Source organism: Thauera sp. 27 (genome assembly GCF_000310125.2).
In the GTDB taxonomy this organism is placed as follows: domain Bacteria; phylum Pseudomonadota; class Gammaproteobacteria; order Burkholderiales; family Rhodocyclaceae; genus Thauera; species Thauera mechernichensis.
On record NZ_AMXB01000029.1, the window covers coordinates 1 to 17,100 of the forward strand.

The window sequence follows — 17,100 nt, forward strand, 5'->3', positions numbered from 1 at the left end:
CTCTGCGGCCGGCCGCTCCGGAAGCAGGGCGGCGTCCAGCAGCGCCAGTCCGGCCTGGCGGGCGCCGGCGTGGTGGCGTTCGGCGAGCCGGCAGGTACCGATCGGCTGCAGGCGGTAGCGTCGCAGCAGGGACTGCAGGCCCGCCCAGTCGATGCGCTCGGGGCCGTCGCGCAGGCTGCCGAAGTCGAGCACGACCGCCTCGCCGTTGAAGAAGTCGGGCATGCCGCCGAGCATCTTGTGCAGGGCGTCGGCGAGGACGGTGGGCTCTGCGGCCTGCAGCACGGCGACGGTGGCGCCCAGCGTGGTGTTGCGAAACTCGATCGGGCGGGCGGGCGCGGGCATGGACTGAACGTTCTTCAAAATCAAGGAAGTGTACTGATGCTCAGGCCATCGGGCAAGCGCGTACGGTGCATGCGTCGTGGGTGTCGCCTGATCCGCCGCCCACGCGTTGTGTGCCGTCAGTGCAGGGTCGGCGGCCGGAACAGTGCGTCGATGTCGTCCGCATCGAAGCGGTAGGTGTGGTTCGACAGGTCGTCGTGGACGACGATCTCTCCGTGTTCGGCGAGCATTGCGCGAACCTCCTGCTCGCCCAGGCCCTGGAGCATGGCCCCCACCTTGGCAGGGTCGGCAGGCCAGTCGTGGCGAACCGGCCGAGCCTCGAACAGGCGCACGGTCTCCTCGGCGAACAGCCGGCGCAGGATCTCCTCGGCCTCCAGGCCAAGCAGTTCGTCCTCGCGCACGGTCTGTGCCAGATGCTGCACCCGTGCCCATCCGTCGGCGTCGCGTTCGTCGGCGCCGGGCAGCTTCTGGACGAACAGCGCGACGGCGGCGTCCGCCGAGCAGGCCAGCCAGAGACCTGCGGGTTGTTGCTCCGACTGGGCGAGATAGTTCTCGAAGCAGCGGGCGATGCTGTCGCCTTCGAGCGGGACCAGGCTCTGGTAGGGCTGATCGAGGCCGGGGATGTCGAGCGAAAGCTGCAGGCGGCCGTCTCCGACCAGGTCGGCGACCCCTCCGTCGAGGGCCACCGAGGCAGGCACGGCGTCGGCCTTGGCGTAGGCGCGCAGGTTGAGCGATTCGTTGCAGTCGACGACGAGCAGGCTGACCGGACCATGGCCGTTGACCTGGAAGGTCAGCCGCCCGGGCTGCTTGAGGTTGCCGGCGATGACGGCAGACACGGCAGTCATCTGGCCGAGCAGGCTTGCCACGGCAGGCGCATACCCGCGCTCGCGCTGCAGGGCCTGCCAGACGTCGGTCAGACGGACCACGGCGCCACGGATGTCGAGTTCTTCCAGCAGGAAGCGCTGGACGTAACTTTTTGGGGGACGGGCATTCATCTGTCGGTATTCCCTTGTCCCTGCACGCATGCAGGGGCTGTGTTGTTCAGCGTCGGGCGAGGCGCTCGAATGCTGCGGTATCGAGACCGACGACGAGTTCGCCGTCGGCGAACTCGACCACCGGGCGGCGGATCAGGCTGGGCTGGGCCTGCATCAGCGCGATTGCGGCAGCGGTGTCGGCAAGCGCTTGCTGTTCGGCCGAGAGTTTGCGCCAGGTCGTGCCACGTGTGTTGACGAGGGTCTTCCAGCCCAGGCGGTCGCACCAGCGGGTCAGCGTTGCGGTGTCGATACCGACCTTCTTGTAATCATGGAGCGCATATGCGATGCCCTCGCCATCGAACCAGGCGAAGGTTTTTTTCATGGTGTCGCAGTTCTTGATGCCGTGGATGATCGGTTTCATGTCCTGAATCAGTGCTCTGAGGGTGGCGTGCGGCGGCGCGGTCTTGACTACTTGCCGTTGCGGGCGCGGGCGAAGGCATCGGCAAGGGCGTTACCGGTCGCTGCGCGTGATGCGTCCTGGCGGCCAGCCGTCTTGTCCTGGGCGGGGGCACGACGGCCGTCATTGGTGCGCGGGCGCTGGTCGGCGCGTATCGCCGGGGCGCTGTCGCCACGGCGTGGCGTGGCGTCGTGCCGTCTTGCTCCAGGCTCGTTGCGCTTGGGCGTCGCTTCGTCCCCGAGCCGCATGGTCAGGGCGATGCGATGGCGCGGGATGTCCACTTCGAGCACCTTTACCTTTACGACTTGGCCGGCCTTGACCACGCTGTGGGGGTCCTTGACGAAGGTGTTCGACAGCGCGGAGATGTGGACCAGGCCGTCCTGATGCACGCCGATGTCCACAAAGGCGCCAAAGTTGGTCACGTTGGTGACCACGCCTTCGAGCAGCATGCCGGGCTCGAGGTCCTTGAGCGTTTCCACACCCTCCCGGAAGGTGGCGGTGCGGAACTCGGGGCGCGGGTCGCGGCCGGGTTTCTCGAGCTCGGCGAGGATGTCCTGCACCGTGGGCAGGCCGAAGCGCTCGTCGGTGAACTCCGCCGGCTTCAGGCTCTTGAGGAAGCTGCCGTTGCCCATCAGCTCGCGCACGCCTTTCTGCACCTTGGCGAGAATGCGCTCGACCACCGGGTAGGCCTCCGGGTGCACAGACGAGGCGTCGAGCGGGTTGTCGCCACTCGGGATGCGCAGGAATCCCGCGGCCTGCTCGAAGGTCTTGGGGCCAAGGCGTGGTACGTCCTTGAGCGCGTTGCGGCTGCGGAACGGCCCCTTGGCATTGCGATACTCGACGATGTTGCCGGCCAGCGTGGCGTTGAGCCCCGAGATGCGTGCGAGCAGCGGCGCCGAGGCGGTATTGACGTCCACACCGACCGCGTTCACGCAGTCTTCCACCACCGCATCCAGGCTCTTGGCCAGCCGGCCCTGGTTGACGTCGTGCTGGTACTGGCCGACGCCGATCGACTTGGGGTCGATCTTGACCAGTTCGGCAAGCGGATCCTGAAGGCGACGGGCGATCGAGACGGCACCACGCAGGCTGACGTCGAGCTCGGGGAACTCGCGTGCGGCGAGCTCCGAGGCCGAATACACCGATGCGCCGGCCTCGGATACCACGATCTTCGTCAGGCGCAGCTCGGGGTGGCGCTTCATCAGTTCTGCGACCAGCGCGTCGGTTTCGCGCGAGGCCGTGCCGTTGCCGATGGCAATCAGCTCGACACCGTGCTTTTTCGCCAGCGCGGCGATGGTGGCGATCGAGGACTCGCGGTCGCGGCGCGGCTCGAAGGGATACACGGTGGTCGTGTCGACCACCTTGCCGGTGGCATCGACCACCGCGACCTTGACCCCGGTACGAATGCCCGGGTCGAGGCCGATGGTTGCACGCGTGCCAGCCGGTGCTGCAAGCAGGAGATCCTTGAGGTTGCGCGCGAAGACACGGATCGCCTCTTCCTCGGCGCGCTCGCGCAGCTCGCTCATCAACTCGAGTTCGAGGTGGATGGAGATCTTTACGCTCCACGCCCAACGTGCAGTCTCGGCGAGCCAGCGGTCGGCCGGTCGGCGCTGGTTGCGAATGCCGAAGTGCACCGCAATGCGCCCCTCGCAGGGGTGCGGGGCGTCAGGGTCGTCGCGGTCGACGTCGAGTGCAAGGCGCAGCACGCCCTCGTTGCGCCCGCGCAACAGCGCCAGTGCGCGATGCGAGGGCATGGTCGCAATCGGCTCGGCGAAGTCGAACCAGTCGCGGAACTTGGCGCCTTCGTTCTCCTTGCCCTCGATCACGCTCGATCGTACCTGTCCATGCTCGTGCAGCCAGCCACGCAGCTCGCCAAGCAGGCGGGCGTCCTCCGCAAAGTGCTCCATCAGGACCTGGCGCGCGCCGTCGAGCACCGCTTTGGTGTCGGCGAAGCCAGCCTCGGCATTCAGGTATTTCCCGGCCTCGGCCTCGGGCGTCAGGGTGGGGTCGGCGAGCAGGGCTTCGGCAAGCGGGCCGATGCCGGCCTCGCGCGCGATCTGGGCCTTGGTGCGACGCTTGGGCTTGTAGGGCAGGTAGAGGTCTTCGAGGCGCTGCTTGGTGTCGGCGTGCTCGACCTCGGCGCGCAGTTCGGCGGTGAGCTTGCCCTGCTCGTCAATCGACGCGAGCACGGTAGCGCGCCGGTCTTCGAGTTCGCGCAGATAGCCAAGTCGCTCCTCCAGCGTGCGCAGCTGGGTGTCGTCCAGGCCGCCGGTGACTTCCTTGCGGTAACGGGCGATGAAGGGCACGGTGGCGCCGTCATCGAGGAGCTGGACTGCGCAGATGACCTGGCGCGGTGAGACACCGAGCTCGTCGGCGATGCGATGTTCGATCGGGGGAAGCATGGGCGGAATACGGCCTCTAGGCGCTGGAGAGGGGGAGGGGCCGGATAGTGCAACAGGCAGCGCGCGAAGATCAACCGCGATTGCGTGATTGTGTGGGCGTGATTGCGGCCAGCGTGGCCGGGTGTCGATACAATGGCGCCCATCATGCGTCAAACAGTTCGCTCCCTGCCTCCTGCTGCCCCTCCGCCCGCCTTGCCCGCAGGCGCTCCCAGCATTCTGCCCGCCGCCGAAAGTGGCGCCGCCGCGCCTTTCCTGCCCATGTCGCGCAAGGAAATGGACGCGCTCGGCTGGGACGAATGCGATGTGATCCTGGTGACGGGCGATGCCTATATCGACCACCCCAGTTTCGGCATGGCCCTTGTCGGGCGCCTGCTCGAAGCCCATGGCTTCAGGGTCGGCATCATCAGCCAGCCCGACTGGCAGTCGGCCGAGCCCTTCCGTGCGCTGGGCCGGCCAAGGCTGTATTTCGGCATCACCGCCGGCAACATGGATTCGCTGGTCAATCGCTATACCTCGGACCGCAAGATCCGCTCCGAGGACGCCTACACGCCGAATGCCGAGGCTGGCAAGCGGCCCGACCGCGCGGTGACGGTCTATGCGCAGCGCGCCCGGGAAGCTTTCCCGGGTACGCCGATCGTCATTGGCAGCATTGAGGCCTCGCTGCGCCGGATCGCGCACTATGACTACTGGTCGGACAAGGTGCGGCGCTCGGTGTTGCCGGACGCCAAGGCCGACATTTTGCTCTTCGGCAATGCCGAGCGTGCGCTGGTGGCGCTCACCCAGCGCATGGCGGCGGGCGAGGCGATCGACTCGATTCGCGATCTGCGCGGCACCGCCTTCATGGTCAAGCCGGGCTGGCGCCCGTCCGACGAGTGGCACGAAACCGATTCACTGGCGCTGGATCGGCCAGGGCGCATCGACACTCACCCCGACCCCTACGCGATGGAGCCGGCGGCGGCTGCGCCCAAGCCGACGGTGGACGGCGCCCAGCCGGTGCGCATCGTACCCGCGGCAGAGCGTGTCGCCGCACGCCGCGCCGACCGTGCCCACACGGTAATCCGCCTGCCGTCCTACGAGCAGGTGAAGGACGATGCGGTGATGTACGCGCACGCCTCGCGGGTGTTCCACCTCGAGTCCAATCCGGGTAACGCGCGTGCCATGGTGCAGTGTCATGGCGAGGGGCCGGGCGCGCGTGACGTGTGGATCAACCCGCCGCCGGTGCCGCTCACCACGCCCGAGATGGATTTCGTCTACGGTCGTCCCTACGCGCGTGCGCCGCACCCGAGCTATGGCAGTGCCCGCATCCCGGCCTGGGACATGATCAAGTTCTCGATCAACATCATGCGCGGCTGTTTCGGTGGCTGTACCTTCTGTTCGATCACCGAGCACGAGGGCCGCATCATCCAGAGCCGCTCGCATGAATCGATCATCCACGAGATCGAGGAGATCCGCGACAAGTCGCCTGACTTCAAGGGCCACATCACCGATCTTGGCGGGCCCACGGCCAACATGTACCGGATGGCGTGCAAGAGCAAGGCGATCGAGGAAAACTGCCGACGCCTGTCCTGTGTGTACCCGGGCATCTGCGAGAACCTGAACACCGACCACAGCTCGCTCGTCGAACTCTACCGCAAGGCGCGCGCCGTGCCCGGCGTCAAGCGCATCACCATCGGCTCGGGCCTGCGCTACGATCTGGCAGTGCGCTCGCCCGAGTACGTCAAGGAACTCGTCACCCATCACGTCAGCGGCCTGCTCAAGATTGCGCCCGAGCACACCGAGGAGAACACCCTCGCCAAGATGATGAAGCCGGGCATCGGTGCCTACGAGGAGTTCGCCCGCATGTTCGAGAAGTTCTCGGCGCAGGCTGGCAAGAAGCAGCACCTGGTGCCGTACTTCATCGCTGCCCATCCGGGGACGACCGACGAGGACATGCTCAACCTGGCGCTATGGCTGAAGAAGCACAACTTCCGCCTCGATCAGGTGCAGACCTTCCTGCCCACGCCGATGGCGATGGCGACCACGATGTATCACTCGCGCAAGAACCCGCTGAAAAAGGTGTCGGCCGACTCCGAAGTGGTCGAGACCGCGCGTGCTGGCAAGATCCGCAAGCTGCACAAGGCCTTCCTGCGCTGGCACGACCCGGAGAACTGGCCGATCCTGCGCGAAGGCTTGATGCGCATGGGGCGCGCCGAACTCATCGGCAACGGGCCCAATTGCCTTGTGCCGCGGCATCAGCCGGTTGCCAACCAGGCGAGCGTTGCAACGCGCAAGCCGGCACCCGGGACGTGCCGATCGTCCGCGAAAGGCCGTAAGGCCGTTGACCGGCGGGGGGCGCGCTAGGAGCGGGCGCTTCCTTGGCCGGCTGGCAGTGCGAGTGCCGATGCCGCGCTGGTCTCGACGCGGTTGCGCCCGCCCGCCTTGGCGCGGTACATCGCAGCGTCGGCCCGGCGCAGCAGCGACTCGGCGCTGTCGTCCTCGCCGCTGAAGCAGGTCAGGCCGATGCTTGGCGTGCTCTGGAGCGTCGCGGAACCCACTTCGAAAGGCTGGTTCAGCGCGGCGAGGATCTTGTCGGTGATGACGGTGCCCTTGGCAAAGGCCTCCGTGCTGGAGTCGCCCAGGTCCTCGAGCATGATCACGAATTCATCCCCGCCCAGGCGTGCGACCGTGTCGCCCTCGCGTACGCATTGGCGCAGGCGGCTGGCGACCTCGCACAGCAACTCGTCGCCGGCTTCGTGGCCGTGGGCGTCGTTCACCGCCTTGAAGTGGTCGAGGTCGACGAACAGCAGCGCGCCGTGGTGGCCGTGGCGCCGGCTGTTTGCAAGGCCCTGCCGCAGCCGGTCGAGCAGGAAGCGGCGATTGGGGAGTTGGGTGAGCGTGTCGACGAAGGCGAGGCTGCGCATGGTTTCCTCGGCGTGCTTGAGCGCGCTGATGTCGACGATCACCCCGTCGAGCCAGAGGTCTCGACCCAGCGCATCGGCGTGCACCCGCCCGCGCTCGCTGACCCAGCGCACCGCTCCGTCACGACCGAGCATGCGGTATTCCACCTCGTAGCTCGTCTGCTTGTCCGCGGCGTCGCGGATGGCCTGCTCGATGCGAAGGATGTCCTCGGGCTCGATGAAGTCGGCGAACGACACCGCTCCGGAGACGAACTCATCCGCCGTGGCACCAGTCAGCGCCTCGACGCTCTGGCCGATGTGGATCACGGGCCAGGGGACGCCGACCTGGCAGCGGAAAACCACGCCAGGTACGTTCTCGACCAGGGCGCGGAACTCGTCCCTGCTGGCGGCAAGGCTGTTTGCCGCGGCCTGCATGCGCCGACGGTGGACTGCGTTGGTACGCAATACCGTGAACAGCAGCACCCCTAGTGCCGAGCCGCCGACGAGGATCAACATTGGTTCCGCACTTTGGGAGTCGGCCTCGAAAGCCGCCGTGCTGCTGAAGCGCACCACCCAGTTGCGGCCCCCGACCTCCACCGCATGCGTCACCGTGTGACGTGCGTCGTAGCGCGCTGGGGCAGAGGCGAACAGCAGGTTGGCGTCGTCGGGGTGGTGGTCGAAGAGCTCGACGATGGCGTTGCGCAGGCCGTCGGCGAAGATGCTGCGCATCATGTCGTGCGCACGAAATGGGCTGTAGACATAGCCGAGCAGTGCGGTCCGTCGCCCCACGACATCACGGGTGTCGATCTGGCGATCGAAAACGGGGAGATAGATCAGGAAGCCGGGCTGAGTGTTCCGGCCGTCCTCCTGGACCAGCGTCACCTTGCCCGATAGCGCGGCTTGGCCACTGTCGCGCGCGCGCGACATCGCCTCGCGCCGCACCGGCTCCGAGTACATGTCGTAGCCGAAGGCACGCAGGTTGCGGTCGATGAACGGCTCGAGGTAGACGATGCTCGTGTAGGGGTCGCGCGCGCCCGGCGGGTGGACGCTGTAGCCCGGAAAGCCCTCGCTGCGCACTGCGGCATGGTGCTCATCGAGCCTGGATGCAGGGATCACCTCGGCAAAACCGATGCCCTGGATGCCTGGCAATCCATCGTCGAGGTCGAGTGCAGCGACGTAGTCGTGCCACTCCTTGCGGTCGACATGCTCGCTCGCCGCGAACAGCGCCGCGCCACCGCGCAAGACCTGCTCGTAGGCGCGCATGCGCGACAGGAGTTGGTTGCGCGCCACTTCCGTGCCGATCATGAAGCGGTCCTGGGCCCGCGTGTCGAGATGGGTAGCCACGTACTGCGCCAGTGCGATGGTCAGCGCACAGCTCACGCCCAAGGCAAGCCACGCGGCGGCACTGCGGTCGAGCAGTCCCGGGGTGCGGCCTTGCGGAGCATTCGCTTCTGGCGGCATGGGGCGACGTTTCCTGCGCTGTCGTTACCGATCAGTGTTTCACGAATTTCGGGCGCCTGCCAGCGTCGTGGCCGGCAGGCTGCAGCGCTGCCGGGCTTGGCGGCAAGTGCCCCGACTTACATTCGCATGCGCTTTGGTGTCGCGCTGCAGGCCAAGGGCGGGCACAATGCCGGGCTTGTCCGAACCGGGCTGAGGATACCTGAATTCCATGCGTTATGAATTTCTCGTGGGCATGCGCTACACGCGCTCGCGCAAGCGCGCGCAGGGGCGCAACCGTTTCATCTCCTTCATCTCGCTCGTATCCATGTTTGGCATCGCGCTCGGGGTTGCGGCCCTGATCGTCGTACTGTCGGTCATGAACGGCTTCCAGGAGGAGTTGCGCACCCGCATCCTGGGGGTTGCCTCCCATATCCAGGTGCAGAGCCGGGGCGAGGGGTTGGAGACCTGGCAACAGGTCGCAGAGGAGAGCATGCAGCACCCGTCGGTGCGCGCGGCCGCGCCCTACGTGCAGGAGCAGGGCATGCTGTCCTTTGACGATGCAGTACGCGGCACCGTCGTGCGCGGGGTCATTCCGAGCGAGGAAGACAAGGTGGCCGACTTCGGCGGCTACATGCAGAGTGGCGACTTCCACGCCTTGCAAGCCGGGCGCTTCGGCATCGTGCTCGGGCGCGACCTCGCATTTGCCCTGCGCGTGCAACTGGGCGACAAGGTGACACTGATCGCGCCTCAGGGGCTGGTCACTCCAGCCGCGGTGCTGCCGCGCGTCAAGCAGTTCGAGGTGGTGGGCATCTTCGAGGCTGGCATGTACGAATACGACTCCGGCCTTGCCCTGGTGCATGTCGCCGATGCCCAGGCGCTGTATCGGCTCGGTGATGCGGTGAGTGGCGTGCGGCTCAAGCTCGACGATCTGTTTGCCGCGCCCCGTGTGGCCCGCGAGCTGGCGCTGATGATCAGCGAGCCCGGGCTGATCGTGGCTGACTGGACGCGCAGCCATGCCAACTTCTTCCGCGCCGTCGCGCTCGAGAAGACGATGATGACGCTGATCCTGTTCCTGATTGTCGCGGTGGCCGCCTTCAACATCGTATCCACGCTGGTCATGGCAGTGCAGGAGAAGTATGCCGACATCGCCATCCTGCGCACCCTGGGTGCGAGCCCGGCCTCGATCATGACCATCTTCGTGCTCCAGGGCTCGATCATCGGTGTCGTCGGTCTGCTGGCCGGCGTCGCTGGCGGGCTTGCCATCGCCGGCAACCTCGATGTGGTGATCCCCGCGCTCGAGACGGTGACCGGGGCTACGCTGTGGAACAAGGAGGTGTACTACATCGACGAGTTGCCATCGAAGGTGTTGACGTCCGACGTGGTCAGCATCGTGTCCGTGTCCTTTGTGCTCACCCTGCTGGCGGCGATCTACCCTAGTTGGCGCGCGTCACGGGTGAACCCGGCGGAGGCCCTGCGCTATGAGTGATCCCGTGATGATGCCGGCGGCTTCGTCGGTGGTGGCCTGCGAAGGCCTGAGCAAGCACTTCCGTGAAGGTGCCGATGCGGTGAAGGTGCTCGACGGCGTGAATCTGCGCATCGAACGTGGCGAGCGCGTCGCCATCGTCGGCGCCTCGGGTTCGGGCAAGAGCACGCTGCTGCATCTGCTCGGCGGGCTGGACGTACCCAGTGCCGGCAAGGTCAGCCTGATGGGGCAGGATTTCTCGGGCATGTCGGAAACCGCGCGCGGCCGGTTGCGCAACGCTGCGCTAGGGTTCGTGTACCAGTTTCATCACCTGCTGCCCGAGTTCAGCGCGCTGGAGAATGTCGCCATGCCGCTTTACGTCCGCCGTATCGCCCGCGAGGAGGCCGAGGCGCGTGCGGCCAGGATGCTCACCGAGGTCGGCCTGGGTCATCGCCTCGATCACGCGCCGGGCGAACTGTCCGGTGGCGAGCGCCAGCGTGCGGCGATCGCTCGCGCCCTGGTGAGCGAGCCGGCCTGCGTGCTCGCCGACGAGCCGACAGGCAACCTCGATAGGCGAACTGCGGGTGCGGTGTTCGAGCTGATGCTGTCGCTCAATGAGCGCTTCTCGACCAGCTTCGTCATCGTCACCCATGATGAAGCGCTCGCCGCACGCGCCCAGCGCACCTTGCGGCTGAGTGATGGCCGGCTCGAATAGTGCCGTCGCGGGAGGCGCTGTTGCCGTGCTCAGCGCGGAGCGGCGCCTCCCGTTCTTGCGCGCCGGGCTTTGCGCTGAGCCCACTGGCGCAAAAGCCAGTAGCGCCAGCTCCAGCGCACGCCCAGGTAGCCCACGATCGACAAGCCCGCCGCGAGTGCCACCAGGCCGATGAACAGGGGTCTGCCCAGGCTTGTCGTCCACGCGAGCAGATCGCTGATCCAGGTCGCCGGGTTCAGGCTGGCGAGTTCGGGGGGTGGAGCAAACGCAATGTCCCCGTTGCCAGTGATGAGGCTGCCGATCCCGAAGGCCAGCACATACAGGGGCACGATGGTGATCGGGTTGGTGTAGAGCGTCGTCAGCAAGGCGAGCGGCAAATTGACCCGAAAGGCCACGCAGAAGAGCGCAGCGCTGAGCATCTGCAGCGGGCCGGGGACAAGGCCGCAGAACAGGCCCACGGCTACCGCGCCCGCGGCGGAATGGCGGTTCAGGTGCCACAGGCGCGGATGCAGCAGGGTGGATGCGAACGGGCGCAGCCAGCGGTTTGCGCTGATGGTCTGGTGATCGGGCAGGAGGCGCTTGAGACGCTTGCGCATGGACTTGTCTTGCTGGCGCAGGGTTCTTGGACGGCGGCGCAGTCTAGCAGTTCGGCAGCCGTCCGGGCCCTTGTGTCCCGGCTGATGTAGGCTGCCGATTGTCACCACAGGTTTCGCTGCGGATAGGCAGCAAGCAATGCTTTTGGCATCATACGATGTCATGAGGATGGTCGCGTTGGGTTTCCTGGCAGGCGTGTGCCTGCTTCAAACCCGCAGCACGCTCGATGCCGGGCCTGCAGCGGCGGGCATTGCACTTGCGTGCGTGCTGCTCGGGGCGCTGTTCGGCGCGAGCGCCCGGGGCTGGGCGGGGCGCTACGCCGTCGCTGCCTGTGTCGTGGCGATGGCATGTGCGACGGGGTTCGCGTGGGCGGCGCAGCGTGCGGAGTGGCGCATGGCCGATGCCCTCGCCCACACGCTGGAAGGGCAGGATATCTCGGTGGCCGGGCGCATCACCGGCTTGCCGCAACCCTTGGCCGGCGGCTGGCGATTCGTGTTCGAGCCCGACGCCGCGCCGGAAGGTGTGCCCGCTCGCATCCAGTTGTCGTGGTACGAAAACCGTCGTGCGCCGAACCCCCTTCCGGCCTTGCAGGCCGGCGAGCGTTGGCATTTCGTGGTCCGCCTCAGGCCCCCGCATGGTTTTGCCAATCCGCATGGTTTCGACTACGAGGGCTGGCTGCTCGAGCGCGCCATTCGTGCGACCGGCTACGTACGTGCGGATGCCGAATTGCTCGACGCTGCGCCAGGCGGCGTAATGCAATGGGTGCACCGTCAGCGCGGGGTCGTGCGCGAACGCATTCTCGCCGCATTGCCGGAGGGCGAGCATGCCGGCGTGCTCGCCGCACTGGCCGTGGGCGACCAGCGCGCAATTGCAGAGGCCGACTGGACCGTATTCCGCAATACCGGCATCGGCCATCTCGTGGCGGTGTCGGGGCTGCACGTCAGCCTGGTCGGCCTGCTGTGTGGCGGCTTGTGCAGCCTGGCGTGGCGGCGGGCTCCGGGCTTGGCGTTGCGTCTGCCGGTGCACAAGGCGCGCGCCTTGGCAGCCCTTGCGGGGGCAAGCGCCTATGCACTGCTGGCCGGGCTTGGCCTGCCGGTGCTGCGGGCCTGGCTGATGCTGGCGGTGGCGGTACTGGCGCTGCTTTCCGGCCGCAGGCTGGCAGCTTCGCGCGTGCTGGCGGCAGCGCTGCTGGTGGTGCTGGTGGCCGACCCGTGGGCCGTGCTGTCGGCCGGGTTCTGGATGTCGTTTGCGGCGGTGGCGGTCATCCTGGCCGTGCTCGGTGGTCGCGTCCGCCCGCCTTCGGGATGGCGCGCCGCGTTGCGCGTGCAGTTGGCGATCAGCTTTGCGCTGGCGCCTGCGCTGCTCGCCCTGTTTCAGTCCTTCCCGCTCGTGTCGCCGCTGGCCAATCTGGTCGCCATCCCGGCGGTGAGCTTCGTGATCGCGCCGCTCGTGCTGCTCGCGCTGATCGTGCCGGTCGATGGTCTGTTCGTCCTGGCACATGGCGCCACCGTGATAATGATGGATGTCGTGCGGCCGCTTGCCGAGCTCGAACACGCGCTCTGGGAGCAGGCCCGGCCGCCGCCATGGCTGATTGCCGCTGGGGCGCTCGCCGTCGCCATGCTGTTGTTGCCACGCGCGACCCCCGGGCGTCTGGCGGCGCCGGCGCTGCTTGCCGGACTGGCGTTGTGGGCACCCCCGCGGCCGGAGCCAGGTGCTTTCGTAGCCCGCACGCTCGATGTCGGCCAGGGCTTGGCGGTGCATGTACAGACGCACCGCCACGACATGCTGTTCGATGCCGGTCCTGCTTACGGCATGAGCGCCGACGCGGGTAGCCGTGTCATCCTGCCCTACTTGCGCGCGCACGGCGTTGCCGCGCTCGATCTGCTCGTGCTTTCACACGATGACATCGATCATGTCGGCGGTGCTTCGAGCCTCCTTGAGGCAACGTCGGTGGGCACCGTGCTTGCCGGTCCACATGACGCCGATGCACGCTGGGGAGCAGCCTGGGCAGCCCAGGCAGGCGCGGCGGGTACGGCGTGGCGTTGCCAGCGCGGCCAGGCATGGGAATGGGATGGCGTCCGTTTCGAGGTACTGCATCCGGGTGGTGAGGCGGCGCTTGCTGGCTCGTCACGCCACGATAATGACAACTCCTGCGTGCTGCGAGTGCTTGGCCCCGGGGGCGCGCTCTTGCTTACCGGCGACATCGGACGCAACGCGGAGGCACAACTGATCGCCCTCGAGCGCGAGGGTTTGGAGAGCGACGTGGTATTGAGCCCTCACCATGGCAGCCGCAGTTCGTCTTCGCAGGCGTTCGTGGCAGCGACCTCGCCTGAGCACGTGATCCATTCGGCGGGGCGGCGCAACGCCTTTGGTCATCCGCATCCCGAGGTGTTGGCGCGCTGGGCGCAGGCGGGTACACGCAACTGGCGTACCGACAGCCAGGGCGCGGTGACGGCGGCGTTCCCGGCGCGTGGCGGCGAGCGCGTCAGCATCAGGGCTGAGCGCACCGAACGGACGCGATACTGGCATGGGCGCTGAGTGCCGTCAGCGACAGTCGCAGCCTCAGCCGCATTCGGGCTAGACTTGGGTCACTGCCGATAACACGGGATCTGCCTGCTGCCATGACTACATCGAGCCCCCTGTTCGCCGCGTCCACCCTCGGTGCAGGTTCGCGGCACAACCTGCGCGAGCGTCGTGTGCAGTGCCTCGGGCCGCATGGCCTGCACCGCATGGCCTACACCGAATGGGGCGACCCCGCCAACCCGCGCGTACTGCTCTGCGTCCACGGACTGACGCGCAACGGCCGCGATTTCGACGACTTGGCGCGCGCGCTGGCCGACGACTACCGCGTCGTCTGTCCTGACGTGGTTGGGCGCGGGCGCAGCGACTGGCTGGGGGTCAAGTCCGATTACGGCTTTCCCGTGTACGTGGCGGACATGGTGACGCTGATCGCGCGCCTGGATGTCGAGGAGGTGCATTGGGTCGGTACTTCGATGGGCGGCATCATCGGCATGCTGCTCGCCAGCCAGCCGCATACGCCGATCAGCCGCCTGGTGCTCAACGATGTCGGTCCCGTAATCACCCGCGTGGCGCTCGAGCGCATTGCTCAGTACGTCGGCATGACGCCGCGCTTTCCGACCATGGAGGCGGCCGAGGCCTACATCCGCGAGGTGAGCGCGCCGTTCGGACCGCTCAGCGATGCGCAGTGGCGCCACCTCACGCAATACTCGGTGCGGCCGGTTGGCGGCGAAGGCGGTGGCTTCGCCTTTGTGTATGACCCAGGGCTGGGCGATGCCTTCCGCGCCGGGCCGATCGATGCCGATATCGACTTGTGGCCCGTGTACGAGGGCGTGCGCTGCCCGACCCTGGCCTTGCGCGGTGCGCAGTCCGATCTGCTCGCGGCCGACGTCTTCGAGGCAATGGGTACGCGAGGGCCGCGGGCGCGCACCGTCGAATTCACCGGGGTGGGGCACGCGCCGATGCTGATGGATCCGGCGCAGATCGAGGTGGTGCGGGGCTTTCTGCTCGAAGCCTGATCATCAGGCCCGCCGCGCCAGCCCTGGGCCGCTCCCGTCAGGACTACCAGCCCGGATTGAGCCTACGTGCGGCGGCGATCTCTTCGCGAATGCTGCGGTAGTGTTCCCAGCGTCGGCGGTGGATTGCACCGGACTCGAGGGCGGCACGCAGCGCACAGCCTGGCTCTGCCTCGTGGCGGCAGTCGCGGAAGCGGCATTGGCCTAGATGAGGGCGGAACTCGACGAAGGCTTCGGCGAGGTCCTCGGCTGAAAGGTGCGCAAGCCCGAAAGCCTGCAGCCCAGGGCTGTCGATGAGCCAGCCGGCAGGCACGCCAGCCTGCGCCGGCGGTAGTGGATAGAGGCGGGCGAAGGTGGTGGTGTGCTTGCCGGAGTCGAGCGCGGCCGAGATTTCCCGAGTGGCGGCGTTGGCCTCGGGGACAATCGCGTTGGTCAGGGTGGACTTGCCCATGCCCGATTGGCCGACGAAGATCGCGCGCAATCCTGCGAGGCGCTTGCGCAGCAGATCCGCACCCTCCAGGGCAGAAACCTCGATCACCTCGTAGCCGAGGCGCGCGAAGGGTTCCAGCTGGGCGCGTGCAGCAGGCAAACGTTCATGCAGGTCGGCCTTGTTGAGGACCACCAGCGGCGTGATTTCCTGGCTCTCGGCGGCGGCAATGCAGCGCGACACCAGCAGATCCGAGAAGCCCGGCTCGGTTGCGACGACAATGACGATGTGGCTGAGGTTGGCGGCGATCAGCTTCTCGCGGAAGGCATCCGATCGCCACAACAGGTTGCGGCGCGGTCTCAGCGCCTCGATCACGCCCTGGCCGTCACCCCCGGGCAGGACTTGTACCTCGTCGCCGCAGGCAAAGCTGCTCTTCTTGCCGCGTGGATAGCAGCGCAGGCGTCCTTCGGGCGTGTCGATTTCGTAGTGGCGGCCAAAGGCGGCGACGATCACGCCATCCACCCCATGTTCTTGGCCACCGCCGGGCCGGACGCGTTTTCTCACTCGAACCTGTCGCTGTGCTTGTTGTGGAACCGGGCGCGATGGTATTCGCCCTCGGCCAGGAGGTCCACGATTCAGTGCGGCAATGCCTGCAGGCGCGCCACGCGCAGCACCGCGGGCGGGTGCGAGTCGAACACGCGCGAATACAGGGGGTCAGGCGTCAGCGTCGAGGCATTGTCGCGGTAGAGCTTGACCAGCGCTGCGACGAGATCCGATGCGCGCGTCTGCTTCGCCGCGTAGGCGTCGGCCTCGAACTCGTGCCTGCGCGACATGTGGCTGAGCACCGGAGCGAGCGGAAAGGTGAAGGCAGGCAGCACGAGGAAGAACAGGGCCAGTGCGGTCGCCATGTCGTTTGCCGAAGTCCCCAGTCCGGTGAAGAACCAGGGCTGGCTCGCGAGCCATCCCAGCAGGGCGAGCAGGACCAGGCTGGTCGGTGCAAGCACGGCCAGGCGCTTGATGATGTGGTGGTGACGGAAGTGTCCGAGTTCGTGGGCGAGCACGGCTTCGACTTCGTCTGCGTTGAGCTTGGCGAGCAGGGTGTCGAAGAAGACGATGCGCTTGGCGGCACCGAAGCCGGTGAAATAGGCATTGCCATGCGCCGAGCGCCGTGAGCCGTCCATCACGAACAGCCCCTTGGACTGGAAGCCGCAACGCGTCAGCAGGGCTTCGACGCGTGCCTTGAGCGCGGAGTCGGCTAGCGGCGTGAAGGTGTTGAAGAGAGGCGCGATGAAGGTGGGCCAGATGATCATCGCCAGCAGGTTGAAGCCGAGCCAGAATGCCCACACCCACAGCCACCAGAGTTCGCCCATTGCGCCCGCGAGCCATAGCAGCAGCGCAAGCACGGGCAGGCCGATCAAGGCCGCGAGTGCGCCCTGGCGGACAGTGTCGGTGACGAACAGGCGTGGGGTCATGCGATTGAAACCGAAGCGTCGCTCGATGCCGAAGGTGCGTGCGAGCACGAAGGGCAGGTCCACCAGCCAGCCGAGCACACCCAGCGTCGCCAGCAGGGAGACACCGTGCGCCAGGCTGCCGGCACCGAGCAGTGGCGCCCACGCGTCATGGATGAACTGCAATCCGCCGCCCAGTGTCAGCACCAGGACCAGCACCACGCCTGCCACCGCGTCGCGCATGCCGAGGCCGACGCGTGCTGCCGTGTAGTCGGCCGCACGCTGGTGTGAGGCGAGCGGGATGGCATCGGCAAAGGCCTCGGGCACGCGATCGCGATGCGCCTGCACGTGGTGCCTGTGGCGCTGCATCAGCGCCAGCCGCGCGGCGAGGCCGAGCAGCAGGACGCAGACGAAGAGGGCGGTGAATGCATTCATCGGT

At 67.2% G+C, this 17,100-nt stretch carries 12 protein-coding genes and 1 pseudogene; 5 read left to right on the forward strand and 8 right to left on the reverse strand.

The window, feature by feature from the left end; translation table 11 throughout:
* From B447_RS15155 to B447_RS15170, 4 genes and pseudogenes are all read right to left on the reverse strand, one after another.
* A pseudogene (locus B447_RS15155) lies at positions 1–342 on the reverse strand (septum site-determining protein MinC); the annotation flags it as partial.
* 116 nt (positions 343–458) lie between these two features.
* Complete coding sequence (hslO, locus tag B447_RS15160) at positions 459–1,334, reverse strand: Hsp33 family molecular chaperone HslO (protein ID WP_002942258.1); 876 nt, start codon at positions 1,332–1,334, stop codon at positions 459–461.
* A gap of 46 nt (positions 1,335–1,380) precedes the next feature.
* Positions 1,381–1,734 carry a Spx/MgsR family RNA polymerase-binding regulatory protein gene (locus B447_RS15165; RefSeq protein ID WP_002942261.1) on the reverse strand — a complete coding sequence of 118 codons (354 nt, stop codon included), beginning with the start codon at positions 1,732–1,734 and terminating at the stop codon, positions 1,381–1,383.
* A gap of 47 nt (positions 1,735–1,781) precedes the next feature.
* Positions 1,782–4,169 carry a Tex family protein gene (locus tag B447_RS15170; protein ID WP_002942263.1) on the reverse strand — a complete coding sequence of 796 codons (2,388 nt, stop codon included), beginning with the start codon at positions 4,167–4,169 and terminating at the stop codon, positions 1,782–1,784.
* A gap of 258 nt (positions 4,170–4,427) precedes the next feature.
* On the opposite strand from B447_RS15170, the gene B447_RS15175 reads away from it, so the two are divergent.
* The gene (locus B447_RS15175; protein ID WP_002942266.1) at positions 4,428–6,509 is read left to right on the forward strand and encodes a YgiQ family radical SAM protein; all 2,082 of its coding nucleotides are present in this window, start codon (positions 4,428–4,430) and stop codon (positions 6,507–6,509) included.
* Here B447_RS15175 and B447_RS15180 read toward each other — a convergent pair.
* On the reverse strand, positions 6,506–8,506 hold the full coding sequence (locus tag B447_RS15180) for a CHASE domain-containing protein (RefSeq protein ID WP_002942268.1): 2,001 nt from the start codon (positions 8,504–8,506) through the stop codon (positions 6,506–6,508). The genes B447_RS15175 and B447_RS15180 overlap by 4 nt on opposite strands.
* A gap of 208 nt (positions 8,507–8,714) precedes the next feature.
* Here B447_RS15180 and B447_RS15185 point away from each other — a divergent pair, with 208 nt between their 5' ends.
* Positions 8,715–9,971 (forward strand): lipoprotein-releasing ABC transporter permease subunit, encoded by a 1,257-nt coding sequence (locus tag B447_RS15185; protein WP_002942269.1) that lies wholly within the window; start codon positions 8,715–8,717, stop codon positions 9,969–9,971.
* Positions 9,964–10,662, forward strand: a complete 699-nt coding sequence (gene lolD, locus B447_RS15190; RefSeq protein ID WP_002927935.1) for a lipoprotein-releasing ABC transporter ATP-binding protein LolD — start codon at positions 9,964–9,966, stop codon at positions 10,660–10,662. Before B447_RS15185 ends, lolD begins: the two co-directional genes overlap by 8 nt.
* 29 nt (positions 10,663–10,691) lie before the next feature.
* Here the strand turns inward: lolD and B447_RS15195 are convergent, their stop codons facing one another.
* Positions 10,692–11,255, reverse strand: a complete 564-nt coding sequence (locus B447_RS15195; RefSeq protein WP_002927936.1) for a DUF2062 domain-containing protein — start codon at positions 11,253–11,255, stop codon at positions 10,692–10,694.
* 160 nt (positions 11,256–11,415) lie between these two features.
* On the opposite strand from B447_RS15195, the gene B447_RS15200 reads away from it, so the two are divergent.
* Together B447_RS15200 and B447_RS15205 are read left to right on the forward strand one after the other, a co-directional pair.
* Positions 11,416–13,791 carry a DNA internalization-related competence protein ComEC/Rec2 gene (locus B447_RS15200; protein ID WP_232431645.1) on the forward strand — a complete coding sequence of 792 codons (2,376 nt, stop codon included), beginning with the start codon at positions 11,416–11,418 and terminating at the stop codon, positions 13,789–13,791.
* A gap of 83 nt (positions 13,792–13,874) precedes the next feature.
* A complete protein-coding gene (locus B447_RS15205) occupies positions 13,875–14,789 on the forward strand; it encodes an alpha/beta fold hydrolase (protein WP_002942276.1) in 915 nt (304 codons plus the stop codon).
* 43 nt (positions 14,790–14,832) lie between these two features.
* Here the strand turns inward: B447_RS15205 and rsgA are convergent, their stop codons facing one another.
* Together rsgA and B447_RS15215 are read right to left on the reverse strand one after the other, a co-directional pair.
* On the reverse strand, positions 14,833–15,735 hold the full coding sequence (gene rsgA, locus B447_RS15210; RefSeq protein ID WP_002942277.1) for a ribosome small subunit-dependent GTPase A: 903 nt from the start codon (positions 15,733–15,735) through the stop codon (positions 14,833–14,835).
* A 113-nt stretch (positions 15,736–15,848) separates the two neighbouring features.
* Entirely contained in the window at positions 15,849–17,096 is a 1,248-nt protein-coding gene (locus tag B447_RS15215) for a M48 family metallopeptidase (RefSeq protein ID WP_002942281.1), read from the reverse strand.
* Positions 17,097–17,100 lie beyond the last annotated feature (4 nt).